The sequence below is a fragment of the Aliiglaciecola lipolytica genome, assembly GCF_018860635.1.
In the GTDB taxonomy this organism is placed as follows: domain Bacteria; phylum Pseudomonadota; class Gammaproteobacteria; order Enterobacterales; family Alteromonadaceae; genus Aliiglaciecola; species Aliiglaciecola lipolytica_A.
Map to the genome: position 1 here is coordinate 211,554 of NZ_JAHKPT010000021.1, position 26,357 is coordinate 237,910.

General features: G+C 41.1%; 18 protein-coding genes. 11 read left to right on the forward strand and 7 right to left on the reverse strand.

The genetic code is table 11. From position 1 onward, the window contains the following. Positions 1-175 precede the first annotated feature (175 nt). Entirely contained in the window at positions 176-4,081 is a 3,906-nt protein-coding gene (gene purL / locus KO530_RS09465) for a phosphoribosylformylglycinamidine synthase (RefSeq protein WP_216048171.1), read from the forward strand. A 258-nt stretch (positions 4,082-4,339) separates the two neighbouring features. Next, on the forward strand, positions 4,340-4,474 hold the full coding sequence (locus KO530_RS22100) for a hypothetical protein (protein WP_289847881.1): 135 nt from the start codon (positions 4,340-4,342) through the stop codon (positions 4,472-4,474). Between the two features lie 446 nt (positions 4,475-4,920). Here the strand turns inward: KO530_RS22100 and KO530_RS09470 are convergent, their stop codons facing one another. Genes KO530_RS09470 through KO530_RS09495 form a run of 6 tightly spaced genes read right to left on the reverse strand, consistent with a single transcriptional unit; the run spans position 4,921 to position 11,042 of the window. Continuing rightward, complete coding sequence (locus KO530_RS09470) at positions 4,921-5,772, reverse strand: fumarylacetoacetate hydrolase family protein (RefSeq protein WP_216048172.1); 852 nt, start codon at positions 5,770-5,772, stop codon at positions 4,921-4,923. A gap of 56 nt (positions 5,773-5,828) precedes the next feature. Beyond that, on the reverse strand, positions 5,829-6,605 hold the full coding sequence (locus tag KO530_RS09475; protein WP_216048173.1) for an SDR family NAD(P)-dependent oxidoreductase: 777 nt from the start codon (positions 6,603-6,605) through the stop codon (positions 5,829-5,831). A gap of 38 nt (positions 6,606-6,643) precedes the next feature. After that, entirely contained in the window at positions 6,644-7,480 is an 837-nt protein-coding gene (locus KO530_RS09480; protein ID WP_216048174.1) for an amidohydrolase family protein, read from the reverse strand. Further along, positions 7,470-8,540 carry an aldo/keto reductase gene (locus KO530_RS09485; RefSeq protein ID WP_252729080.1) on the reverse strand — a complete coding sequence of 357 codons (1,071 nt, stop codon included), beginning with the start codon at positions 8,538-8,540 and terminating at the stop codon, positions 7,470-7,472. The genes KO530_RS09480 and KO530_RS09485 overlap by 11 nt, the downstream gene beginning before the upstream one ends. A gap of 4 nt (positions 8,541-8,544) precedes the next feature. Next, positions 8,545-9,696, reverse strand: coding sequence for an alpha-hydroxy acid oxidase (locus KO530_RS09490; RefSeq protein ID WP_216048175.1), 1,152 nt, complete (start codon positions 9,694-9,696; stop codon positions 8,545-8,547). Further along, positions 9,696-11,042, reverse strand: coding sequence for an L-fuconate dehydratase (locus KO530_RS09495; protein WP_216048176.1), 1,347 nt, complete (start codon positions 11,040-11,042; stop codon positions 9,696-9,698). The genes KO530_RS09490 and KO530_RS09495 overlap by 1 nt, the downstream gene beginning before the upstream one ends. 423 nt (positions 11,043-11,465) lie before the next feature. On the opposite strand from KO530_RS09495, the gene KO530_RS09500 reads away from it, so the two are divergent. From KO530_RS09500 to KO530_RS09515, 4 genes are all read left to right on the forward strand, one after another. Next, complete coding sequence (locus tag KO530_RS09500; protein ID WP_216048177.1) at positions 11,466-14,231, forward strand: TonB-dependent receptor; 2,766 nt, start codon at positions 11,466-11,468, stop codon at positions 14,229-14,231. Between the two features lie 61 nt (positions 14,232-14,292). Further along, a complete protein-coding gene (locus tag KO530_RS09505) occupies positions 14,293-16,191 on the forward strand; it encodes an arylsulfatase (protein WP_216048178.1) in 1,899 nt (632 codons plus the stop codon). Positions 16,192-16,289: 98 nt separating this feature from the next. Further along, entirely contained in the window at positions 16,290-16,712 is a 423-nt protein-coding gene (locus KO530_RS09510) for a hypothetical protein (protein WP_216048179.1), read from the forward strand. An 18-nt stretch (positions 16,713-16,730) separates the two neighbouring features. Continuing rightward, on the forward strand, positions 16,731-17,831 hold the full coding sequence (locus KO530_RS09515; protein ID WP_216048180.1) for a sialate O-acetylesterase: 1,101 nt from the start codon (positions 16,731-16,733) through the stop codon (positions 17,829-17,831). Positions 17,832-17,899: 68 nt separating this feature from the next. Here the strand turns inward: KO530_RS09515 and KO530_RS09520 are convergent, their stop codons facing one another. Continuing rightward, positions 17,900-19,438, reverse strand: coding sequence for a sulfatase family protein (locus tag KO530_RS09520; RefSeq protein ID WP_216048181.1), 1,539 nt, complete (start codon positions 19,436-19,438; stop codon positions 17,900-17,902). Positions 19,439-19,971: 533 nt separating this feature from the next. Here KO530_RS09520 and KO530_RS09525 point away from each other — a divergent pair. The 5 genes from KO530_RS09525 to KO530_RS09545 all read left to right on the forward strand — a co-directional run bounded on the left by KO530_RS09525 (position 19,972) and on the right by KO530_RS09545 (position 26,255). Beyond that, positions 19,972-20,241, forward strand: coding sequence for an EF-hand domain-containing protein (locus tag KO530_RS09525; protein WP_216048574.1), 270 nt, complete (start codon positions 19,972-19,974; stop codon positions 20,239-20,241). 94 nt (positions 20,242-20,335) lie between these two features. Continuing rightward, positions 20,336-21,739, forward strand: a complete 1,404-nt coding sequence (locus tag KO530_RS09530; RefSeq protein ID WP_216048182.1) for a sulfatase-like hydrolase/transferase — start codon at positions 20,336-20,338, stop codon at positions 21,737-21,739. 131 nt (positions 21,740-21,870) lie between these two features. Further along, positions 21,871-23,772: an alpha-L-fucosidase gene (locus KO530_RS09535; RefSeq protein WP_216048183.1), complete on the forward strand. Its 1,902-nt coding sequence runs from the start codon at positions 21,871-21,873 to the stop codon at positions 23,770-23,772. Positions 23,773-23,781: 9 nt separating this feature from the next. Beyond that, positions 23,782-25,665, forward strand: coding sequence for a sulfatase (locus tag KO530_RS09540; protein ID WP_216048184.1), 1,884 nt, complete (start codon positions 23,782-23,784; stop codon positions 25,663-25,665). A gap of 404 nt (positions 25,666-26,069) precedes the next feature. Further along, entirely contained in the window at positions 26,070-26,255 is a 186-nt protein-coding gene (locus KO530_RS09545) for a hypothetical protein (protein WP_216048185.1), read from the forward strand. The last annotated feature ends 102 nt before the right edge of the window (positions 26,256-26,357 follow it).

The window sequence follows — 26,357 nt, forward strand, 5'->3', positions numbered from 1 at the left end:
TTGTTTGAATTCATCTAGGGGAATAATGCAATTGAACACTAAAAACTTTCAAATCAGACCGATTGATGCTTATCAATAGATTGATTTTACACTATAATTCGCGCCTCAAAACTTCCTGAAATCGTGAACTTTGGCAGACTAAATGGTCAAGTTCCAGTAACTTTGGTAATAGCCTATGCTAGTCCTTCGTGGTGCCCCTGCGCTATCTGATTTTCGTGTTGAAAAATTACTTCAACGTTTTACTTCTGCTCAACTTCCCATTGCTGAAATTTATGCTGAGTTTGTGCATTTTGCACAAATTGAGTCGGACATAACCTCAGAGCAGACTCAAGTTTTAACTCAATTACTCACCTATGGTCCAGCTATTCCAGCTCATGATCCAGAAGGAGAGCTAATATTAGTGGTGCCAAGACCTGGGACTATTTCTCCATGGTCTTCTAAAGCGACTGATATTGCACACAATTGTGGACTCAAAGAAGTTAAACGAATAGAGCGAGGCTGCGCATACTATTTAAAATTTTCTGCTGAGTTAAGCGCAGAACAACACGCAGAATTGCAACAAATATTACATGACCGTATGACAGAAGCGGTAATGTCTGATTTTGACCAAGTTGAAATGTTATTTGTAGAAGATTCGCCGAAACCTTATAGCAGCGTGGATGTGATTGCAGGTGGCCGAGAAGCCTTAAGCGCAGCCAATGTTGAAATGGGTCTTGCCCTTGCCGATGACGAGATTGACTACTTAGTTGAAAATTTCCAGCGTCTAGGTCGTAATCCAAACGACATTGAACTTTACATGTTTGCCCAAGCCAACTCTGAGCACTGTCGACATAAAATTTTCAATGCCGATTGGACGATTGATGGCGCTAAACAGTCTAAATCGCTGTTCAAAATGATTAAAAATACCTTTGAGTTGAATCCTGATTTTGTGCATTCAGCATACAGTGATAACGCAGCGGTAATGGAAGGATGGAAAGCTGGTCGCTTTTTCCCTGACCCAGAATCCCATGAGTACGAATATCATCATGAAAATATTGATATTTTGATGAAAGTGGAAACCCATAACCACCCAACCGCTATTTCTCCTTTTTCAGGCGCCGCTACAGGTTCTGGCGGTGAGATTCGTGATGAAGGTGCCACTGGAAGAGGTTCTAAGCCGAAAGCTGGGTTAGTGGGGTTCAGTGTCTCAAACCTAAATATTCCTGGATATGCGCTGCCTTGGGAAACAGCTTATGGTAAACCTGAGCGAATTGTTGATGCATTGGAAATTATGCAGCAAGGACCTTTAGGTGGTGCTGCGTTTAATAACGAATTTGGTCGCCCGAATATTCTTGGTTATTTCCGTACTTATGAACAGCAGGTAAATAGTTTCAATGGTGTGGAAGTACGTGGTTATCATAAACCAATTATGTTGGCTGGTGGATTAGGAAATATTCGTCAATCGCATACTCAAAAAGGCGAAATCACCGTTGGAGCAAAGTTAATTGCGCTAGGTGGACCGGCCATGAACATTGGACTAGGGGGAGGCGCTGCCTCTTCCATGACATCTGGTGAATCTAATGAGGATTTGGATTTTGCATCTGTGCAACGGGGTAACCCAGAAATGGAGCGACGTTGTCAGGAAGTTATCGATCGTTGTTGGCAGTTAGGTGACAATAATCCTATTCAGTTTATTCATGATGTTGGCGCTGGTGGTTTATCAAATGCCTTCCCTGAATTGGTGAATGACGGTGGTCGCGGTGGTAAATTTGAACTCAGAAATGTGCCCAATGACGAACCAGGTATGGCTCCCCATGAAATTTGGTGTAACGAATCACAGGAACGCTACGTATTATCCGTGGCCCCTGACAAGCTGCCATTATTTGAATCTATTTGTCGACGTGAAAGAGCTCCTTTTGCGGTTGTTGGCGAGGCCACACAAGAGCCTCATTTGGCATTGCATGATGACCACTTCAATGACTTGCCAATTGATTTACCACTAGATGTTTTGTTGGGTAAACCACCGAAAATGCATCGTGATGTGACCTCTAAAAAAGCCGCAGGGGATGACTTTAAAGCCGAATCTGTAGACATAAATGAAGCGGCGGAACGTCTTTTACGTTTGCCTACTGTGGCCGAAAAAACCTTCTTAATCACTATTGGTGACCGCAGCGTCACGGGATTAGTGAGTCGTGATCAAATGGTCGGCCCTTGGCAAATTCCGGTGGCTGACGTTGCAGTGACAGCGTCTTCATTTGATAGCTATCAAGGTGAAGCAATGTCGGTTGGTGAACGCACACCTATTGCACTATTGAATCACGGAGCGTCAGCACGAATGGCAGTTGGTGAATCTTTAACTAACATTGCTGCAGCAGATATTGGCTCATTGAATCGCATCAAACTATCTGCCAATTGGATGGCAGCAGCCGGACACCCGGGTGAAGATGCAGGTTTATATGAAGCTGTGAAGGCCGTTGGTGAAGAGCTATGTCCTGAACTGGGCTTAACTATTCCGGTTGGAAAAGATTCAATGTCAATGAAATCCCAATGGCAAGAAGAGCAGCCAGATGGGCAACAAGACAAGGCGGTAACCTCACCATTGTCATTAATTATCACCGCCTTTGGTGCGGTCCGAGATATCCGTAATACGCTAACTCCGCAGCTAAGAACCGATAAGGGTGATACACTTTTATTATGTTTAGATTTGGGTGAAGGACGCAATCGTATCGGTGGTTCTTGTTTGGCTCAGGTATACAGTCAATTAGGTAATCAAGCTCCTGATGTCACTAAGCCTAAATTACTAAAATCTTTCTTTGAAGCAATGCAAACTTTGGTGCATCAAGAGTTATTGTTGGCATATCACGATAGATCTGATGGTGGTTTGTTCACTACTTTGGTTGAAATGGCTTTTGCTGGACATACAGGCATTGACGTTCAATTAGATAGTTTCAAGGGGGATGCGCAGTCAGTATTGTTTAACGAAGAATTAGGCGCAGTGGTTCAGGTGACGAAATCCAACTTAGATAAAGTCAACCAAGTGCTAAGTCAACATAATCTTACTGAAGTCACCCATGTAGTTGGAAGTCTAAACAATTCAGACAGAATTGAAATTAGTCATAAACAACAAAAAGTCATATCACAAGAGCGCGGCTACTATCGTCTGATTTGGGCAGAAACCACAGACAAGATGCAACGCTTAAGAGATAATCCTGAATGTGTGGACCAAGAGTGGCAAGCCAAAGGGAATGCGCAGGATCCAGGTTTACATTGTGAGCTAAGCTACGACATCAATGAAGATGTTGCTGCACCTTATATTTCGAAAGGTATTAAACCTAAAATCGCTATTTTACGTGAGCAAGGTGTTAACTCTCAAAACGAAATGGCCGCTGCATTCAATCGCGCAGGTTTTAACGCAATTGATGTGCATATGAGTGATGTTATTAGTCAGAACGTCGCGTTAGATCAGTTTGCTGGTTTGGTTGCCTGTGGTGGTTTCTCATATGGTGATGTGCTGGGAGCAGGGGAAGGATGGGCTAAGTCCATTTTGTTTAATAACTATGCCCGCGATCAATTTGAACAGTTCTTCCATCGGCAAGATTCGTTTAGCTTAGGCGTATGTAATGGTTGTCAAATGCTTTCAAATTTGAAATCTCTGATTCCTGGTGCTGATTTATGGCCGCATTTTGTAACGAACCAATCGGAACGATTTGAAGCGCGAGTGTCGATGTTGGAAGTTCAAGAGAGTAAATCAATATTCTTTGCTGGCATGCAGGGTTCACGTTTACCCATAGCTGTTTCACATGGCGAGGGAAGAGCAGAATTTAAACATACTGGTCATCTTCGACAAGTTCAAAATAATCAACATGTTGCGTTGAAATATGTGGATAATTGGGGAAATGTCACAGAACAGTATCCAGCCAACCCGAATGGTTCTCCGGACGGGATTTCAGGACTCACCTCCAGTGATGGTCGTGCCACTATTATGATGCCGCATCCTGAGCGAGTGTTTAGAGCCGTGGCAAATTCGTGGCAAGCAGACGAGTGGCAAGAAGATGGCCCTTGGATGAGAATGTTTAGAAATGCACGAGTCTTTGCTGGCTAACCACAAAGAAAGCGATTTACTACAATTGCGAATCTAAAAAATCTAAAAGCGCCTAATTTTTTAGGCGCTTTTTTAATGAATTATAGTTGTACGTTAGATCGTTGATTTAATTAAATAATCCCTTGTCAATTGGGAAAAACGGGTTTAGACTAAAGTCTAATCTAGGTATAGTTATCAGAGATGATATTTTTACCAAATGGACTTGCATAAACTTACCGGCAACAATTACTATTTTAAAATAATAATAAGAGAAATAAAATGAATCGTTCGTCAAAAGGGTTTGGTTTAACGGGTGTTTTTGCCACTGTACTTTTCCTAGTTGTTTTAGCCGTTGTTAGCACTCCCGCAAGCTCTCAAACCACTTCTACTGATATTGAAAATACTCGAAATTAGACGCTTTTAAACATTCTACTTTTATAGAACCTTCTACTCAGGCTCTAACTTTTCCGTTTTCGATGTAAAACGTTATAAAATTACCTCTTCAATATTGCTAGAAATTGCTGGCTTTTTACCACTATTCCACGTTTTAACCTTCATCTTTTCATACCTCGTTCTGGCTTTGTTTTTTGGTCTTGCAGCGCATTTGTCTAGCTTGTTTAAATTTATACTGCATAGAGCAGTGTCTCAGGCACTACTTTTTAGTTTACTGACTACAGGGCAAGGTATTCGGCAATAGATTTGTTTGCTAGTTAAGTGAAGGAGCAGTGAAACCGAGAAGGTTAGATACAATTCTAAAAAACAGCGTTGGTGATTGCGGATAGAAGATGAATCCAACGACTTAAATCTCACTGTGTAGACGAATATAAGTCGTTGGCTAATGATAAGTTTATTAGGTAGGTTTAAGGCTGCTTGTAATCAACTACAAGCTGCTCTTGTGTACCAAGACGTTCAATGCCTAGCGAGATTTTATCACCAGCGTTTAAATATACCGGTGGTTTTTGGCCTAAACCAACGCCCGGTGGTGTGCCAGTAGAAATGATATCGCCAGGTTGTAAACTCATAAATTGACTTAAATAACTTACAATAAATGCAGGTTTAAATACCATGGTACGGCTGTTGCCGTTTTGGTAGCGATGGCCATTTACTTCTAGCCACATATCTAACTCGTTGGGGTTTCCAACTTCATCACTGGTTACCAACCAAGGGCCTATTGGACCGAAAGTGTCACAGCCTTTTCCTTTGTCCCATTGGTTTCCACGTTCTAGTTGGAAGCTTCGCTCAGATACGTCATTACATACACAGTAGCCAGCTATATGCGATGGTGCTTCTTCTTCAGTAACGTAGCTTGCCTCTTTGCCAATGACTAACGCTAATTCTACTTCCCAATCCAGCTTGGTGCTATTTTTAGGTTTGATGATGTTATCATCAGGACCACAAATAGCGCTGGTGGCTTTTGTAAATACTTCAGGTTCTACCGGCAATGCCATGCCTGATTCAGCAGCATGGTCACTATAGTTGAGACCAATACATATAAACTTGCCAACTTTGCCTACACAGGGGCCGATACGAACGTTTTCAGGGGCTAAGGGTAGGGTGCTAAGGTCTAGATCTCTTAGTTTATCTAAACTTGCAGCGCTGAGAGAGTGTCCATCAATGTCTTCTACTATGCCTTCAAGGCTTCGAATTTGATCGTTTGAGTCTACAATTCCTGGCTTTTCATGCCCATTTTTGCCGAAGCGTACTAATTTCATTTGTTACTCCAATTCATATTTAACTTGTTTAAATTCTTTCTTCGCACAATTTCTGTTTAATTATTTAAGGTTACGAAACCACCATCGATGGGGAAATTAGAGCCGGTGATAAACGCCGCTTCATCAGAGCATAAATAATTAATCAAACCTGCAATTTCTTCTGCATTACCCATACGTCCAATAGGTTGGCTCTTAGATAGTTTTTCGAACATTTCATCGCGATTATCGGGATAGTTTTTATCTAAGAAATTATCCACAAATGGTGTGTGTACTCGTCCTGGGGCTATACAGTTACAACGGATTCCATCATTAATGTAATCCTTAGCTACGGAATACGTCATCGTCAAAACCGCGCCTTTCGTCATCGAATACGCAAATCTATCTGCGATCCCAACGGACGATGCTACCGATGCTAAATTGATGATCACGCCATATTTTCTGGCTTTCATAGCGGGAACCGTAGCCGACATAGCGTTGTAAACACCTTTAACGTTAACTTGATATAGTCTGTCTAAGTCTGCTTCACTGGTGTTTTCAAGATTGCCTACATGAGCAATGCCTGCGTTGTTGATCAAAATATCGATAGATTGCTTATCTAGGATATCGCTAATCACTTGTTGTACGTCGGCATGATCAGCAACGTTGCATTTGTGTGCACTTGCAAAACCATTTTCCGTTTCGATTAGGTTGACGGTTTCTTGGGCTGCTTGTTCGTCTAAGTCGAGTACAAATATATGCGCGCCAGCGGCAGCTAATCGTAGACACACACTTCTACCTATGCCGCTTCCACCGCCAGTCACCAATGCTGTTTTACCGGATAAATTCTTGTTCATAGTTTTGCCCTTTACCATCTCAATAGTGTCAGCAGTACCTAATCTAGATATTGCAAACGATAAAATTTACTGGCCGTTTTTGACCAAATTTGTACTTGCTGTTCGTTCGTCAGCGTGGCCAAAAAGGCTTCTGTTAAAGCTACCCATTCGGTATAGTCTGTGGCTAGATTCAGCACCGGCCAATCACTACCCCACATCAATCGTGAAGCACCAAAACACTCGAATAGGTGGCGCATGTATGGAACCAAAATATCAAAATTTGGGTTGTTTCCCGCTTCGGTCACTAAACCAGATAATTTGCAATATACATTTGGTCTTTTCGCTAATTCTTTAATGTCCGCTGCCCATTGTGAAAATTGTGCTTCGGCAATATTCGGCTTCGCGGCATGATCAATGGCGATTTTTAAATTGGGATAACGATCGACCAAGGTTAATAATTGCTTTAAGTGTCTTGGTTTGACTAACGCATCAAAACTCAAGTTTAGTTTCATCAGCGCAACAAAGGCCGGATTGAGTTCGGGTTTGAGCATCCAATCATCATCGACAATATCTTGGATCATAGGTCTTATCCCTTTAAAATAGGGATCTTTCGATAGTCTGGCGATATGGTATGGCGCATCTACATGTTGCATATCAACCCAGCCAACAACGCCTGCTATAAAATCGGTACTGTGGGCCAGAGATAACATGTATTTCGTTTCGTCCATATCTGGTGCAGCTTGTATCAACACCGTCTTATCAATACCTGATTTTTTCAGATGTGGACGCAGATCTTCAGGTAAGAAATCTCGATAAATAGCACCCAAATCTTCAGTCAACCAGTTGTAATGCCCCAGCTCACGCTGCCAAAAGTGTTGATGGCTATCAATTCGCATGAGAAGCAACATCCGTTGTTTGATTTGTAGGCACAGGAGCTTGCTTATCTAACAAACCGTTCGCCTTCAAGCTCTGCCAAAACTCGCTGGGTATGGTTTGTTTGAATAAACTTATTGTCTTATCTATTCTGTTGATGTTGCCAAGCCCTGGAATGACAGAGACGACACTTGGATGTGCCAGTGGAAACTGCAGAGCCGCAGCAGCCAAGGTTACATTGTATTGTTCGCACAATTCTTCTATTTTGCTGACCCGTTCAACTATTTCTGCTGGGGCAGGGGCGTAATTATAATATGCAGTCCTGTTACCTTTAACTCCAGTCGCTAAAATTCCTGAGTTGTAAGGGCCACCAATAATAATTGAGGTGTTTCGTGCCTGACATTTAGGCAAAAATGTCTGCAACGACTGCTGTTCAAGTAGACTGTAACGCCCAGCAAGTAAAAAACAATCCCAGTCACCGTGATCCATTGCTTGTTCGCAGACCTGGTATTCATTCACACCCAAGCCTATTGCTTTTACCAGCCCTTCGCTGCGTAACTGATCCATGGCTTTATAGCCACCTTGCATTGCGATCGGAAAATGTTTGTCGTTTTCATCACCATGGGTGTCACGACCAATATCATGCATATACAGAATATCAATTCTGTCTAAACCCAAACGCTGTAGGCTGTCTTCAAATGACCGCATTATGCCGTCATAGCTGTAATCATATTGAATATCGAAAGGCATGGGAGACATAAAGCCATGTCGTTCTTTAGCGTAGCCTGCTGGCTTGAGCAAACGCCCAACTTTAGTAGAAAGTACGTAGTCTTTGCCTTGCAAGGGACGTAAAAGATCACCTGTGCGTCTTTCACTCAGACCTTGGCCATAATGAGGTGCAGTGTCATAGTGACGGAAGCCTGCCTGCCAAGCGGCAGTTAATACCGCTTTAGAGTCATCATCACTAATTGGCTGATACAGATTGCCCATAGGAGCACAGCCGAAACCTAATGTATCTACCTCGAGATCAGTGTTGCCAATTTGTCTTTTGGGTATAACAGGGGAATTGTGCATTGTACTCATCCGCTTAGTCCTTCACTAAAAACTTCGAAAGATCTGCGACATTAGCGCAGCCCAGTTGATTCATCACTTGTTCAAGTTGAATTTTAAGACAGTTGATGGTGTGTACTCCGCCCTTGTTACCAATGGCGCCAACACCATACACAAAAGGCCGTCCTAAAAAGGTAAAATCAGCTCCACATGCTAAAGCAGACGCTATATTGGTACCTGAACGCAAACCGCTGTCCATAAATATTTTGATGTTTTTAGCATATTTCGCCGCTGCTTTTTGTAACGGAGTTACGGGAGATTCACCCACATCTAGTTGACGAGCACCGTGATTAGACATCACTACAGCATCTGCGCCAAGCTCGATGGCAGCTGCTACATCATCTTGATTAATTAAACCTTTAATCACTAGCGGACCTTGCCAAAAATCTCGAATCGGTTTAAGCCCTTCGATATCGACTCTGCCCATTACTGTTTTGTTCATAAATGCCGCCAATTGGTCGGTTGGCATATTTTTGGGCATATAAGGTTTAAGCGTTTGCATCTCTGGTTTGCCGGCCAAAGCAGTTGCCATTAACCAACTTGGGCAAGATAACATTTGCACAATATTGGACAAGGTCATTTTGGGCGGCATGGCTAAACCATTTTTCATATCCCGTGGTCTATAACCAAAGGTCGGCACATCCACTGTTACCACTAACACTTTGTAACCAGCTTGTTTGATTCTACTTAATAAATCCTCACGAATTTTCTTATCCGTGGGATTATAAAGTTGGTACCATGCTTTGCCTTCGGAAATTTCAGCGATGCTTTCTAGGCTAGCTGAGGATACTGTACTTAATATGTAAGGTACATTTAAGTCAGCCGCAGCCTTGGCCAGAATTTCTGGCGCTTTGGGCCACATTAACCCTTGCAAACCAATGGGCGCAATACCAAATGGTGCATCGTATTTGTGGCCAAAAAGCTCAACCGACATGTCTGATTTATCAAATTTTTGCAACAATCGGCTGCGCAATTGCACAGCTTGAATATCGCTACGGTTGCGTTGTAAGCCAAATTCTTCGTGGCAACCGCCTTCAAGATAATCAAAAGCAAATTTGGGTATTCGAGTCTTTGCACGTGCTTTCAAAGTTGAGACATCAGGCAAAGTAGGATCAAAATAGTCGTTCATTACGAAGCCTGTTTAATGGTCTTTTTGTTTAAACGTTTCTGCCACTGTGCGCCTGTAGGGTAGGTGTAGTCATCGATACTTTCCTGAAACATTTCGATACTATATCCTGGTGCAGTTGGTGCAACATAGGCTCCATTTTTAATCACACATGGATCAATAAAGTGCTCATGTAAATGATCAACAAATTCCACAACTCTATCAGTTAAATCTGCAGAAATATGTACATAATCAATCATAGATAAATGTTGAACATATTCACATAAGCCAACACCACCTGCGTGTGGACACACTGGCTTGCCATATTTCGCTGCTAATAAATAAACTGCCAGAATCTCATTAACACTTGCTAAACGACAGGAGTCAATTTGCACTATATCAATGGCGTCATTGGCGATAAATTGTTTGAACATAATTCGGTTATGGCAGTGCTCACCAGTAGCAACTTGAACATCACCGATGTTTTCTTTAATTTTCTTGTGGCCGAATACATCGTCTGGACTAGTTGGTTCTTCAATAAACCAAGGAGAAACATGAGATAACTCGTTAACCCAATCAATAGCTTGGTCAACTTCCCATATTTGGTTAGCGTCAATCATTAACTTAACGTCTTCGCCTATTACATCACGGGCGATTTGACAGCGTCTAATATCACTATTTAAATCTTGTCCGACTTTTAATTTTATGTGTTTAAAGCCCTGATCCAAAGCTTCTTGACATAGTCTTTTTAATTTTTCGTCACTGTAGCCAAGCCATCCAGCTGAAGTGGTATAAGAAGGATAACCATTTTCTTCTAAATACTGAATTCGTTCAGCTTTTGAGTCTGCATTTGCACGCACTATATCCAGGGCTTCATCTCGAGTCAGAGCGTCTGAAAGATATCTGAAATCGATACAATTAATAAACTCTTCTGGGCTCATGTCAGCCAATAAACGCCACAAAGGTTTGTTGGCATGTTTTGCCCACATATCCCAAATCGCATTCATTACCCCACCTATGGCCATATGAATGACACCTTTTTCTGGGCCTAACCAACGTAACTGACTGTCTGAACGTAAGGTGTCATAAAAGTCACCTATATTTTGAATGATTTGATTGAAGTCTTTACCAACTACCAAATGCTCTAGAGCTTCTATAGCTTTACAGCAAATATCGTTTCCACGGCCGATTGTGAAAATTAATCCGTGTCCTTTATTACCTTTGTCAGTGCTGATTGTTAAGTAAGCAGCAGAATAATCTGGATCTTTATTAATCGCATCAGAACCGTCTAATGATTCAGAGGTCGGGAAACGAATATCGTGGGTTTTTAACGATATTATAGTATTAGCAGATAAGTTGATTTCGCTCATAACTTCCTCTCGTTTTAAATATGAAATAATAGTTTATTGGTAAAATATTAATCGCGACTGATACTAATGTCAATCATTTGTTAACAAATTTAATCCAGACATAATGTTTAGCTCGTCAAAATCTTTAGGTGACTTTTTGAATATAGGTATTTATTGGCAGCAAAATGTTTGTCTCTGCAATTTTACTTATACCTTTATCTATATGCCGCTAAGCGCCTTGTATTTCACGAGTTTGGCGAAAAGCTTATAACATTTGCTTAATTGTACATCATTCTTACATATGAAATCTAATTGTATATGTAAAAATTTCTTGAGTATGTTAATTATTTGTGTGATTATTTTTTAAGTTTTGTTGGTAAAAGGTTTTTTTCTTAGTAAAAAATACCTTTTATATTTACGCATTTGCAAACATAGGCACATAAAATGAACACTCACACACATTCAAAAACCTTCGCGACAAATAAAATAACCTCGGTTTTCCGAAATCGTTTGTACAATATTGCCGCTTCTTTATTACTGTTACCTTGTGCCAATGTGGCCATTGCGCAAACAGCCCCAGTAGATGAGCAGAATGACGATACTGAAGTTATTAGCGTCGTAGGTGTTCGTTCGAGCCTTGAAGCTGCACAACAAATAAAACGGGTTTCTAATACCGTAGTCGAAGCAATTACCGCAGAAGATATTGGTCAGTTTTCTGATGACAGTATTGCTGGCGCGTTGCAGCGTATGCCGGGTATTCAAATAGAGCGCGATGATGCGGGAACTGATGGAGATAGAGTTTCTATCCGCGGGTTAGGTCCTGAATTTGTTAACTCGACGATCAACGGTCGCCGAATTTTATCGTCAGGTAATGAAGCCCGTGGCTTGCGTAAAATGAATTTTAATGTATTTCCATCCAACATCTTAAGTGGCGTCAGGGTAGCTAAGGGCCAGACTGCTGCGCGGCCTGAGAGTGGCTTAGCTGGACAGGTCAACCTGCTGACATTAAGACCCTTAGATATGAAACAATTAAATGCCAAAGAAACCTTTGGACTTGTTTCAGTCTCTGGTGATTATAATGATTTAGCCGGTGAGACTGGCAATAAAGTAAATCTATTTGGTGCTTGGAGAAATGAACAGAGTGACTTAGGCGCTTTTATTTCCCTTGTTACAGGTGAAAGTAATACTTCTAGAGATCAAGTCAATCTGAACTACGTTACCAGTAATATTAGAGTCAACAATGATAACGTAGCCGGTGAAGATGAGCTTATAACTGGGGTTTCCGTTCCTAATGCCGTAACTTACGTGCCAAACAGAAGTGCTGCTGATAGAACTGCAATTTCGACTGGCATTCAATGGCTGCCATCTGACAATATAGAGGTTGTTTGGGATCTCACATATGCGGAATTTGATAACAAATCGCAAAGACACAACGGGCAGTTTTTGTTCGGCGGAATGTGGGCCAACACTGTATTTGATGAGTCAGGAATAGAGATTGACGAAAATAATGTGCTGCAATCTGCAGATTTTGGCCAAGCACAACTTGCAGGTGCTATTAACTACAGAATGCAAGATCAGACGTTTAACAATGTCACTGAGAATTTAGTTACTGGGCTAAACCTAGAGTGGGTGACGGGTAAGCTAACTTCTTCTTTCGATGTGTTTATGTCATCTGTTGATTATAAACAAGACCTTAGGTTTCCCATATTTCAAATCGGTGCTGATGAATCTTTAGTTTCATTTGATATGAGAAGTGGTTTACCTAATATTGGGTTTGGTTCTGAATTATTAAGCCCAGATGCTGCGACTTACATTTTTAGTATTGTGCGAGAAATCGAACTTGATGCTGACAATCATGGCGTTAGTCTAGATTTCAGTTATGATCTCGATACTGAGCATTTTTCAGCAGTGGAATTTGGGGTTAACTATGATAAGACTTCTATTTTGTCTATTCGCACCGCAGCTGTGCAGTTTGTTCCTTCTGCATTGTCACCCAATCCGGCTGCAGAGATTGCTGACGCAGGGGTAACGGGGCAAATATTATCTGATGAATTACTTACCTCAGCAATGATTGCACCAAGAACTTATCAGATTTCGGATTTCTCAGCTGTGGCGGCAATTGACGGTCGTGTATTAACAACTGGCGTAAATGAGCTTGGTATCGACCCCGCTGCGTCACATGACAGCGAAGAAACAATAACAGCTTTATACACACAAATTAACCTCGATTCAGAATTGGCGGATGTTCCGGTTAACGGTAACTTTGGGGTTCGTGCTGTTTTCACTGAAAATACCGCTAGTGCGGAAGCAAGAGTGGTTGATACAGACGGTAATGTTAGTTTAGTACCAATAACTACAGGTGGTGACTATTGGGAAGTATTACCTAGTTTAAACCTTAACTTTTCTTTGCAAAGTGATTTGGCCTTGCGCTTCGGTGTGTCAAAAACCCTTTCAAGACCTGATTACGAAGAAATTGCGCCAATAATGGCGATTACAGTACCAGAAGATCCAACGGTGCCTGGTAATGCGGTAGCGGGAAACCCAGATCTCGATCCTATGACTGCGTGGAATTATGATATTACATTGGAAAAATATACCGGTAAAAAAGGCGCATTTATAGCCAGTATATTTTATAAAGACGTTAGAGATTTCATCATTGATCAAGTGGTTCTTGGACAAACCATACCGGGTCAAGGCGATGCTTTATTTAACTCCACTATACCTATTAACTTCTCAGATGGTGAAGTCAAAGGTCTGGAACTTGGCTTTTATTTGCCTTTAGAGGAGCTACTACCCGAACTAGAAGGGTTTGGCGTATCGGCTAATTACACTTACGTTGATAGTTCTTTTGATAAAGATGTGGGAGACGCCGGTTTTGGTTTCCCAGGTTCATCGAAGAATAACTATAACTTTATGGCATTTTACGAAACAAGCTTGTTTACCGCTCGATTGTCTTATGTCACTCGTTCAGAATTTTTCCGAACTCTTGCTGGCGCTGGTTCACAGACCGCAACGGCACGTTTTACTGGAACAACTGAAGATTTAAGTTTCAATTTTAATGTACGTCCTACTGCTAATTTATCTTTCGCATTTAACGCGTCAAATCTAACTGATGATGTGAGAAGGGATTATGTCGGTGCTGAATCAACATTCTTAAGTGTGTATGCTGCAGGGCGCTCTTATTCATTAACTGCAACCTACAAATTCTAAATATAGTTTTGTTAGGAACACAACGAAGTGTTCCTAACCTTTTTAAAAGTGAGTCTCTTTAATGAACATTCGATATTTTACAAAAGGTCTGTTTTTTCTGGCAATCGGTGTTGGGTTACAAGCATGTGGCGCTGACAAAACTCCGATGTCAGAATCAAGCAATGATCAGACTGCTGCTGAGCAACAATCAAAAGCACCCAACATTGTGCTGATGATGACAGATGATCAAGGTTTTGGCGATTTGAGTCTTAATCACAACCCAGTGATACAAACCCCGAATATTCAAACTTTGGCTAATCAGTCTGTTAGTTTTGAAAACTTTCATGTTGACCCAACCTGTTCCCCAACTCGCTCCGCATTGCTGACTGGCAAACACTCGATGAGAGCTGGTGTTTGGCATACCGTGATGGGACGTTCATTTTTAGCATCAGAACATGTAACGATTGCAGAGATACTGGCTGATAACGGTTATGATACCGCGTTGTTTGGCAAGTGGCATTTAGGTGATAGCTATCCTTTTAGACCACAAGACCAAGGCTTTCAAACAAGCTTAATCCACGGTGGAGGCGGCGTAGGCCAATCGGGAGATTATTGGGGCAATACCCAATTCGATGATTTCTATTTACGCAATGGTAAAGTTGAAAAATTCGATGGTTATGCCACTGATATTTGGTTTGACGAAGCAGAACAGTTTATTCGTCAAAGCAGCCAGTCAGACAAGCCTTTCTTTGCTTACATAGCGACCAATGCACCGCACTCTCCTTACAGAGCCAAAGACAAAGATATTCAAGTTTACAGAGACTTAGGTTTACCGGAAGAAATAGCTCGTTTCTACGCAATGATTTCGGTTATCGATACCGGCGTAGGTAAAATTAGAAACCTATTAGATGAGCTAAACATTACAGACAATACTATTTTTATTTTTATGACCGACAACGGAAGTTCGTTCACGCCAGCTCGTATCGGCAAGAATAATAAAACCATCCATGCTCTAACCGATGAAATTAGTCAGCAAGTTGGTCAAGAATGGGTATTCAATGGTGGTTTACGCGGTTATAAGTCTGAGGTTTATGAAGGCGGTCACAAAGTCCCATTTTACATTCATTATCCCAATGGCGGAATTGATGAAGCTCGAAAAGTTGATACGCTAGCCGCGCATTTCGACTTGATGCCAACCCTTATGGAGCTGGCCGGTATTGATGCCTCAGAAGCATCTGACATTGACGGTGTAAGTCTGGTTCCCGTGCTAGTAGATGATGGAGCACTTGAATCACGTAAAATAGTAGTAACCAACCAACGGGTTGATCAACCTAGAATCGGACGTCCGTCTGTGGTCATGGATGGTAATTGGCGTTTTGTTTCAGAGCTAGATAAAAACACTGAAGAGTTATATGACTTAGCATCTGATCCGTCTCAGCAAGTGAATTTAATTAATGATAACCCGCAAAAAGCTGAAGAGCTTCGTCAAGCTTTACGGGATTGGTGGCAAGATGTATCAAAAGATGTAGGCCCAAGAGTAAGACCCATTGTTGGTAACCCAATCGAAAACCCGGTAAGGCTTAATGCCAACGATTGGATGGAAGCTGAGTCTACTAACGTTATTGCATGGTATCCTGGCTTTAAAACCTTGTTCTTAAAAGAAAAGAAAGAAGGTTGGATTACCCAAGTTGAAAAATTCAAAAGTTTACCTTGGCACGTTGAGGTAGATAATACAGGTACTTATCAAATCTCTTTGTACTTTCATGACAAACCTGCTCAACAGCCGGTAAATCGGAAAAAAGCATTTTTGAAATTAGATGGTGTAGTTTATGAGACCGAATTGGATAAAGGAGCTGCAGGTGCTCAGTTCACACTACCTTTAGAAAAAGGTCCTAAAGCTATTGAAGGCTGGTTTGCTGATGGCAAAGACGATCTCGAAAGTCACGTACCTGCTTTCTACGCCTATATCGAAATTCTATAGTTGAGACGTTAAATTGCTTCAGTTCACCATGAATTGGAGCAATTTAACGGTAATTGTAATCTTTGAATTTAAGCGATGTTGAGGGCTAGGAAACCATGGTGTTTAACAAGCTTATTCAAAGGTTAACCTTTCTTACATTCTGCTTTCCATATACATGCACTTTCGCTCAACAAGCGTTTCAAGAAAGCTTGCAAGTTGGGTCAATTTTCCAACCTCATATGGTATTACAGCGCGATTTACCTGTAACAATCTGGGGGCAAGAAACAGCCGGTAGTCAAATAACGGTATCTTTTGCAAATCAAATCCAAACCACTATTACCAACGAACAGGGGAGCTGGAGCCTACAACTTGCCCCCCTTAAAGGCAGCTACTCGCCTGAGAATATGACGATTTTGTCGAGTAATAACCAGAAAATAGTGCTTGCTGATATTTTGGTAGGTGAGGTATGGATTTGTGCAGGCCAATCTAATATGGATATGGCCATTGGGAGGGTTAAGGATATACAAGTTCTCTCCAAATAGGCGAAGCACATTCGTAGTTTGACCGTTGCTCACAACGTCGCCTTAACTGAACAGAAAAGCATGCAGGCTAACTGGCAAACAAGCTTACCTGATAGTGCTGTCGCATTTTCTTTTGCTTATTATTTGCAGCAGCGTGCAGATGTTCCGGTAGGCATTATTTTAAGTGCATGGGGCAGTTCATCTATAGAAGCTTGGATGCCTCGTGATCTAACCAAGGAATTAGCATATTTCAACACGATTATGCAGGAGTTTGATGCCGATGCAGACCGCATCGCGAAAATTAACCGAATATTATCGGGACCATTACCTTGGACACGAATAGATGATGTTTATTTACGTCGTCAACCCAACATATTGTTTAATGCAATGATGAATCCTCTTGTGCCCTATACGGTACGAGGTCTCGTCTGGTATCAAGGTGAACGAAACACTCAAAGCATGCACGGTTTGGTAAAAGACCCTTGGTATAAAAACAATTCTGGTATGTTGAAATATAAAGACGCCTTACAAGCTTGGATAAAACGCTATCGTCAACAATGGGATAATAGCGACATGCATTTTATGCTGGTCATGTTGCCTCGATTTAATGCTTTGCTGAACACTAGCCCCACTAAAGAGGCTAGACATCCAAATGCACACTCATGGGCGTGGATGCGAGAAGCCCAATTAGCGGCGCAAAGTATGAAAAATGTGGCGGTTATTAATACAATTGATCTTGGGCATCCCACGAATATTCATCCACTGGACAAATTACCCATAGGCCAGCGTTTAGCAAATGCAGCGGCGCGAAACACCTTGCATCAAACCGTTGAGGCACAAGGACCAGTTTTGGCAAAGGCTGTGATTTCTGGCTCAAATGTTAGATTGTTTTTCGAACACGTAGAAGGGTTGCGCACCGTAAATTCAAAGGCTCCGGCTGAATTTTGGTTGGCAAACGATAGCCAAAAGTGGGTAAAGGATGATGCTAAAATCCGTCAAAATACCGTGCTTCTGAGCAGCCCAAGTCTCCAAAACCCGCTTTATGTTCGTTACGCATTTTCAGGCTTTCCTCAGGTTAATTTGATTAACGCTGCGGGTCTGCCTGCTCAACCTTTTCGTACCGATCACTTTGAACCTTAAATTCGCTTATAATGACTATCTCACAAGCACCTAAGAGTAAAGTGTTGTGAGATAGTGGAGTCACTGGTTTATTTATTCAGGCGCGGGGCAGACCAGCCTTGGCTTTTTATTTGTTCTAAAAGCTGTCGCATCTGACGGGCTTTTTCTGGGTGTTTTTCAATCAAGTTGAAACGTTGCTCACGGTCATTTTTCATATCGAATAATTGACCCTTTTGGTTGTCATCAGTTTGATAACCATGTCTGTTTTGCCAATCTGCATAATTGAACCTTGTCAAATTACCATTTTGATTGCCCGAAGGAGCATCAATTAAAGTCCAATCATCGCTACGAATAGCAAATTTACCAGCAGTTGTGTTGTGAACCATAGCACGGCGAGGGCTGTTTGAAGATTCACCCGTCCAAAGTTCCAATAGGTTGAAAGAGTCGTGTGCAGCATCATTTGGTAATTTAAATTCGATTATTTCAGCAATGGTTGCCATTAAATCAATTTGCGACACTAACTCATCGGTTTGACTGTTTGCCTGCACATGGTTTGGCCAGCGCACAATCATAGGTACTCTATGTCCGCCTTCATAAGTATCTCGTTTGAGACCGCGAAAAGGGTAGGAGGACCAGTGATCAAACTTTTGGTCTCTAAGGTAAGCATAATTTTCAGGTCCGTTGTCGGAGCTAAAAATGATGATGGTGTTGTCCGCAATACCAGCCTGGTCAATTGCAGCGAGAAGTTTACCAATTGAGTCATCTGTTTCTACTATTAGATCACCGTAAGGTCCCGCCTTTGAAGTATTATCAAATTCGTCATTAGGAATGATCGGCGCATGGGGAGAAGGGTATGCAAAGTATAAAAAGAAGGGTTGTTCCTGTTTAGATTTTTGAGTAATAAAATCGATGCCTTTTTGGGTCGTCGTGGGGATGTTCTCGTAAGGATTCCACCCTGTCACCATCGGACCTTCTCGATAACGCATTGTGCCTTCTTTATTTTTCCATAGCGTACCATCCACCATAGTGTCGGGTATTTGTGTTACGCGATCATTTTCGATCCAAACATAAGGCGGAAAGTTAATAACGTTGTCACCAAAATAATAGTCGAAACCATGAGCTGTTGGCCCATTCTCGATAGCTTTATTCCAATCAAAGTCGTTAGGTCCCACTGCGCCCGACGGCGCATCTTGTTTTCTTATAGAGTCCCAATCCCAACCTAGATGCCATTTTCCTATTGCGGCTGTTGTATATCCTTTTTGTTGCAGCATTTCTGGCAGAGTAAGTTGTTCCGCTTCAAAAACTGAATCTCCAAATGCCTTTACAATATCGTGGAATTTACGCCAATGGTATTGTCCTGTAAGCAATGCATATCGAGAAGGAGAACATATACCTGATGAGGAATGAGCATCAGTAAAACTTAGCCCCTGCGAAGCTAATTTATCTAAATTAGGTGTGGGTATTTTAGATCTTGAACTAAAACTGCCCAAATCGCCGGCGCCCAGATCATCTGCATATAAAATAACAATATTGGGTAATTGCTTAGCAACAGGCTTTTTCTCGATTGTACTGTTACTCTGTGAGCATGCTGTGGTTAATGCGACAGCGAGCATGAGTAGTACCTTCACTACAAACCGCCCATGTACTTTCCTATTCTTGCATTTAAAAATCATATTAAGAGAGTCCTGCATGTTTACATTTAAATTTATATTTAAATTTATATTTAAATGTAAATTTTATTGATGAACAAAAAGATAGCATCTTTAGTTGTTTTTAACAAAGATTCAACAGCTACAAATCTCCCCAGATTATCAATTTATGAATAGGATAAAAATACGTTATTCCTAATGAATACTGGTTGAATCTGAGCGTTCTACCTAAAACTTCAATATCTTTATTGTATTTATATATAAAATAAGTTTTTACATGCGAGATTTTATTGTGTTAATCTAATGTTATCAAAACTTTTCTAGCTTTAATGCAAGAAGTTGTTGCAAGAGAAGTCGAAAGTGAAATATAAGAATTTATATATTCGCATATTTGACCTTTGAATCTACATTGAGCTTGGCAGTTTAGATGTACTTAAGAAGTTATATGGTGACAGGTGAATTGTCACCAATTTGAAGGTTCCACTAAAAAGTTAATTAAAGAGGATGTCACCATGAAAAATGTTTTAAGAACAGCGTTATCAAGCGTACTTGTAACGGCACTATTATTTGCTATTTCTACAGAGTCACAGGCTAAGAAAAGTAGGTTTAGTAAGATCGATGCTAATTCTGACGGTAAATTGTCAGTAGAAGAGTTCTCGGCGAATATCAAGAAACCTAAAAATGGACCTAAGCGTTTTGCGCGATTAGACATTGATGAAGATGGGTTCCTAAGCTCAGAAGAGTTTGCAGCGCAATCGAAGAAAAAGAATAAAAATAAGTAGTAAATAGCGGTATCTGAATAAATAAGGCCATTGTTGAAATCAATGGCCTTATTTTAACAACTCATCTAGCTAAAGTGGTGTAGGGGAATAATTAGTGATATTTAATAAAATAAAACTCTTAGTTGCGGTTGTTGGGACCTGTATCGCATCAGCATCTTTTGCTGCTAATAGCATGGAATCGGCGACTCAGGCCGAAAAACCAAATATTATTTTTATTTTCGCAGATGATCTAGGTTGGGGGGATATCAGCAAACATGGGCATCCAGACATTCGTACACCAAATATCGATCGATTAGCCAATGAAGGTTCTGAGTTTTATCAATTTAGTGTGTCTAATCCTGTCTGTTCTCCTAGTCGAGCCGCGGTTTTAACCGGTCAATATCCTGCAAGAAACAGCGTACATCGTCACTTTGCTACCTTCGAACACCACGATAATTTTGCGATGCCTGATTGGCTTGATAAAAGCGTAGTCACTATGCCTAGAGTTCTGCAACAGGCGGGCTATAAAACTGCGCACTTCGGTAAGTGGCATTTGACCAATCGTAATATTAAAGATGCACCACTACCTACTGAGTATGGATACGACGAAGCAGCCGTATTTAATGGTCCAGGCCCACAAACCGATACTTTTAAATTATATGATGATGCGACGGATTTCATTAAGCGCAATAAAGACGTACCTTTCTTTATTAATTTATGGATCCATGAAACACATACGCCTCATTATCCGCCACATGATTCAATGGCAAAATACACCCATTTGAACGAGCAAGATCAAGTTTATGCAGCTGTCGTTGATGGCGCTGACCAGCGGATTGGAAAAATACTGAACTTGTTAGACGAATTAGATTTAGCAGAAAATACATTAATAGTATTTTCTAGTGATAATGGCCCAGAAGTTACTGGGTCGAAGAGTAAGCACTTTCACCATATAGATCCCGACGGAAAAGTAGAAGGTATTGATCCCTTAGGCACCTATTTCAGTGTTGGTAAAACCGCAGGTTTGCGCGGACAAAAGCGCGACACTTATGAAGGCGGTTTACGCGTACCATTCTTAGTACGCTGGCCCGCTAACGTGCCCGCAGGGCGAGTCGATACTGAAACTGTCGTAACTGCTGTTGACTTATTGCCCACTTTTGCAGAAGTTGCCGGTGCAAAATTACCTCGAGGTTACCAACCCGATGGACAGAGCATTCTGCCACTTCTAAAAGGTGCTACCTTGACCCGTAAAAAACCTTTGTACTGGCAGTGGCAATATGGCAAAAAATCAGGCAAAAAACCAATGCTAGCGGTGCGTGAAGGTCCTTGGAAGTTATTCTATTTTCAACATGAAAGCCGCGTCGAATTATACAATGTTATGAGAGATCGCGCTGAAACGATGAATGTTGCAAATCAATATCCGGAAATCGTTAAAAAATTAAAAGGCCTGGCAATAGCGTGGAATGAAACATTGCCAGTATCGCCTAATCCGTCGACATTCTCGGCACTAAGACAGTAAATTATTCGCAATTAAATCGGTTGTTTCGAACCAGTAGGACAAAACTAAACTCATAACTTTTAGTTCAGGTAAAAATAGTTTAGGAACCTAAGAAACAGCAAGTAACAAATATATAAATTATAGGAATCGCAATGAAATTAATTAGACAAAAGCTCGCAGTTTCAATCGCCAGCGCATTACTTCTTTCTAGCGTGATGTCGGTCTCAGTTTATGCACAAGACAACAACGTTGAAGCTAATCAATCCATGGATGAATTGTGGGGCGACAGTGCAATCGACAAGGCTAAACATGCCAATGCTGAGCGCGGTGAATGGTTCGCACAAGACAAATATTCTATGTTTATTCACTGGGGATTATTTTCAATTCCAGCGGGTGAGTGGAAAGGAAAAACCTACTATGGAATTTCTGAATGGCTTATGTCGGGCCGAGTTGCTGATATTCCTAAAGAAGAATATAAAGAATTAGCAAAACAATTTAATCCCACTGAGTTCGACGCAAAAGCGATTGTGCAGCTTGCAGTTGATGCTGGCATGAAAAACATTGTGATTACCGCTAAGCACCATGAAGGCTTTGCAATGTATCACTCTAAAAGCAGCACTTATGATATTGAAGATGCAAGTCCGTATAAACGCGATCCTTTAAAAGAATTGGCTGACGCTTGTGCAGAAGCTGGTATAGGTTTGGGCTTTTATTATTCGCAAATGCAGGATTGGTACGAACAAGGTAGCGCGAGTATTCCTTGGTCATCGGAAAAGCAAGAAGGCGATTTCACAGAGTATTTTGAGCGTAAAGTCATTCCTCAAGTAACTGAATTATTGACTGAATACGGTCCCATTCGCACAGTTTGGTTCGACACCCCTGGCGATATGACGAAGGAGCAATCGCAAAAACTAGTTGATTTAACGCGCAGTTTGCAACCCAAGGCAATGATAAACAGCCGCATAGGTAATGGTGTAGGCGACTTTTCTACGCTAGGTGATCACAGTTTGTCTCAGGTAAATCACCCTGGTCTTTGGGAAACCATTGATACAACTAACAACAGTTGGGGGGATGCTTGGTACGACAAAAACTGGAAGTCGGGTACAGAAATTTTACACCGCTTAATTTCAACAGTCGCCCGTGGTGGTAATTACATGTTGAATATTGGGCCTAAAGGTAATGGCGAAGTACCAGAAATGGCAGCTAAAGGCCTACGTAGAGCAGGAAAATGGTTGGAGCATAGTGGTGAAACGATTTATGGCGCTAAAGGTTCTCCGTGGGGCAGAGCACAAGCTTGGGGAGATATTACAGTTAAAGGCAACAAGCTATATTTGCATGTTTTTGACTGGCCTGAAAATGATCAAATCCACTTAGCTGGATTAAAAAACCAAATTACTTCGGCTCGCTTATTAAATGCTGAAGAACTTGGATTTATGGCAGGCTTATTCGGTAGCGATGAAGGTGAGGTAACCTATTCTAGGCAGGATAATGGTTGGACAAGCTTCACATTAGCAATGGATAAACCGGATTCTCTCGTTCCTGTTATTGTTGTTGAATTAGACGGTGAACCTGAAGTCGATACCACTATTGGTATCGATCCAAGCATCAAAACCACTATTAATTCGGTTTTTGCTAACTGTGAAGGTTGTGTGAAAAAAGAAATTCGCTGGATGCAGAAGTTTGGTGATTGGAATTATGCAAACAACTTATTGAATTGGACAGATAATGGCAAAGGTGAGTGGAAAGTTGATGTGGCTGAGCCGGGCGATTACTTTATAGAGGTTGAGTATTCAGCCGATGACGTAGTTGATTTTAGTGAATGGGTATTTTCATTTAACGGTGAAATTTTGATGATGCAAGCACTTGATACTGGTGAGCGTAAAAACTCTAAACGTCAAGGAAAAGGCAAAACATTATATCGCTACCGCACGGACGAAGTGGGCGTAGTAACGCTTCAACAAGGTAAACAATCAATTACTGTTACACCTAAAGGTAAGGTTATTGGTGGTGGCATTAACCTTCGAGCTATTCATTTAACTCCAATTGTAGAATAAGGCTTCATAATGAAAAAAATCATTCTTGCTTCTTTTGGTTTTTCAATGCTGATGAGTTTATCGTCGTGTTCTTCAGTGGAAACGGCTATTGATGAGAAATCTGAGCTGATAAAACCCAATATTATTGTTTTTTACGTGGATGATTTGGGTTGGCAAGATAGCCAGCTCAATGATATCGATGAACCAACGCCTTGGGAGACACCCAATATGTTGGCGCTAGCGAAAAAAGGTATGAATTTTACGCAAGCCTATTCTTCGGCACCAACTTGTGCACCGTCTAGAGGAGGTTTGTTATCCGGTCAGCATCCTGCAAAAACCAACCTTACTCACGTTTTAGGTGCAGGAATTCCAACACCTCAAAATAGACGCAGTCAACTGATCGAACCTTATTTTAACGATCACCTTGCGGATGATGTTTTAACATTGGCGGATGCGTTAAAAGCAAACGGTTATAAAACAGGCCATGTAGGCAAGTGGCACTTAGGGCATTATGCGAGTAATGCACCTACAACAGCGGGCTTTGATTTTTCATTTGACAAAAGAGGCGTGCACTCCAACAGTAAACAGCGTCATAAAGATTTTGATAATGCACAATTTCCGCTTAGCGAAGAGAAATATCCTCCTTACAGCGAAAAGCATCCTGACGGTATTTCTTACCCACTGGATTTAGTGACAGAAAACGCATTGAACTTTGTCCAAGAAAATAAAGATGAGCCGTTTTTTCTTTATTTAGCGCATTGGATGGTGCACACACCAATTGTTACCAAGAATAAAGCTTTGCTTGAGTACTACACTGACAAACTGGGGATACCATTTCCAACTACTCCAGATCCGGTAACAACAGCAGGTCAAACTAATCCGTATTATGGTGCAATGGTGACAACCGTTGACTGGAGTTTAGGTCGTTTGGTGTCGCTACTTGAGCAAACCGATGATCCACGTAACCCTGGTAAAAAATTAATAGAAACTACTTATATTTTCTTGTCGTCGGACAACGGCGGTGCTGAGAGATCTGGCCCAGAAATAATAACCGACAACTTCCCCCTAGATTTGGGTAAAAAACATACTGAAGAAGGTGGGATAAGAGTGCCAATGGTAGTGACTGGCCCAACGGTTAATAAAAACGTTACCCATCACGGGTTTGTAAACCAACTAGATTATTACCCTACAATTTTAGCATTAACCAACTCAACAATACCTAAATCTTACGAAGACAAGCTCAGTGGAGTAAACTTGTCGCCGGTACTTGAAGACGAAAATAAAAAAGCGACTTATGCTAATGGCGAAGTGCGACAAAATCTGTTTTGGCATTTCCCACATAACAGCGATGACTCTATGCAAAGTGCTATTCGTGAAGGTGACTTCAAGCTCACTAAGCACTATATAGATAATAGCTATTCGTTGTATCGATTATATAAAGACGGTAAACGCTTTGATATTGAAGAGAAAAATGATCTAGCTAAATTGCCTGAATATGCCGGTGTGGTGGACAAACTATCGAAAAATTTGGAGCAATTATTAGTAGAAAATAATGCGATCTTACCAAAGTTAAACCCTGACAATGCGGCTAATGGACCCACTAGACTGTTAGTGCCTAAAGTAGCATCGAATACGTTTGATAAAAAAGCTCGTGTTGCTCAAATCAAATTAATGGAAGGAAAAACTAAGCTTAAAGAAGCATATTTGCTAGCAGAGATAGCAAAAACTAAAGGCAGCGATAAACGTGAAAAGCGTGGAAAACTCGTTGTTACTTATAAAAAGATACCAGTAACAATTAATCATCAGGACTTGACGGTTACAGGGATGGTTCCAGAACAAAATGATGCTTATGTTTTCATATTGATTGATGAAAATAACTTCATGGTTCGTAGTGAAAGATACGAATCATTGTAAGTGTAATTTGGTTCGCGCTTAATGAAGGTGACGCACGCTAATAAAAGTGCGTCACCTTTATGATTGCGATATGCTTATTTCTCCTTAGACGGCAAAACACTTGCCAAGGTTTAGATCTCTTCAACTATTTTAAACCTCACTAGGCCTTTACGCTGGCTGACATATTCATCAGAAATTTCGAGTGTTCGCCAATTATCTATTTTGACAAACACATTGATTGTTAATCGTCCTTAAGCTTAATATTTTACTGGTCATTTTCCCTCTGCAAACTGTTTTCTCTTACCACCTGCTTTGTTGCTCAAAACTATAAGTCGTGCTTAGGAACTACTAAAGACGCTCCTCAATGGGATTAAACAAAAGCTCCGGCAGTGATGTTATGCCTTGATTCATTTAGTTTAAACATAATGCAAAGAAGCTCAGTTTTGTTGAATGAGAAGTTTGATGGCAAGATCTTATTCTCAGAGGCAGGCTCCAGTGGTGAGGAAAAAGGCGAGGGAGCTCCGCTCAGTAACTTGTCCAAATACTCTCAGTATATTTGTGAAGTAAATGGTTTTAACAATGCAGTTAGAGCCGAACAAAAGGCACTTTAAAAGTTAACTAAAATCAAATCCGCCTATGCAAGTATAAACGCCTAAGTGGAAAGGCTTTGTTACTATGTTAAATGTCACACAGAGGCGAATCATGTGCATTCA

Coding starts and splice junctions, on each gene's coding strand:
- purL (WP_216048171.1), top strand. CDS start 176: ATGCTAGTCCTTCGTGGTGCCCCTGCGCTATCTGATTTTCGTGTTGAA.
- KO530_RS22100 (WP_289847881.1), top strand. CDS start 4,340: ATGAATCGTTCGTCAAAAGGGTTTGGTTTAACGGGTGTTTTTGCCACT.
- KO530_RS09470 (WP_216048172.1), bottom strand. CDS start 5,772: ATGAAATTAGTACGCTTCGGCAAAAATGGGCATGAAAAGCCAGGAATT.
- KO530_RS09475 (WP_216048173.1), bottom strand. CDS start 6,605: ATGAACAAGAATTTATCCGGTAAAACAGCATTGGTGACTGGCGGTGGA.
- KO530_RS09480 (WP_216048174.1), bottom strand. CDS start 7,480: ATGCGAATTGATAGCCATCAACACTTTTGGCAGCGTGAGCTGGGGCAT.
- KO530_RS09485 (WP_252729080.1), bottom strand. CDS start 8,540: ATGAGTACAATGCACAATTCCCCTGTTATACCCAAAAGACAAATTGGC.
- KO530_RS09490 (WP_216048175.1), bottom strand. CDS start 9,696: ATGAACGACTATTTTGATCCTACTTTGCCTGATGTCTCAACTTTGAAA.
- KO530_RS09495 (WP_216048176.1), bottom strand. CDS start 11,042: ATGAGCGAAATCAACTTATCTGCTAATACTATAATATCGTTAAAAACC.
- KO530_RS09500 (WP_216048177.1), top strand. CDS start 11,466: ATGAACACTCACACACATTCAAAAACCTTCGCGACAAATAAAATAACC.
- KO530_RS09505 (WP_216048178.1), top strand. CDS start 14,293: ATGAACATTCGATATTTTACAAAAGGTCTGTTTTTTCTGGCAATCGGT.
- KO530_RS09525 (WP_216048574.1), top strand. CDS start 19,972: ATGAAAAATGTTTTAAGAACAGCGTTATCAAGCGTACTTGTAACGGCA.
- KO530_RS09535 (WP_216048183.1), top strand. CDS start 21,871: ATGAAATTAATTAGACAAAAGCTCGCAGTTTCAATCGCCAGCGCATTA.
- KO530_RS09540 (WP_216048184.1), top strand. CDS start 23,782: ATGAAAAAAATCATTCTTGCTTCTTTTGGTTTTTCAATGCTGATGAGT.
- KO530_RS09545 (WP_216048185.1), top strand. CDS start 26,070: ATGCAAAGAAGCTCAGTTTTGTTGAATGAGAAGTTTGATGGCAAGATC.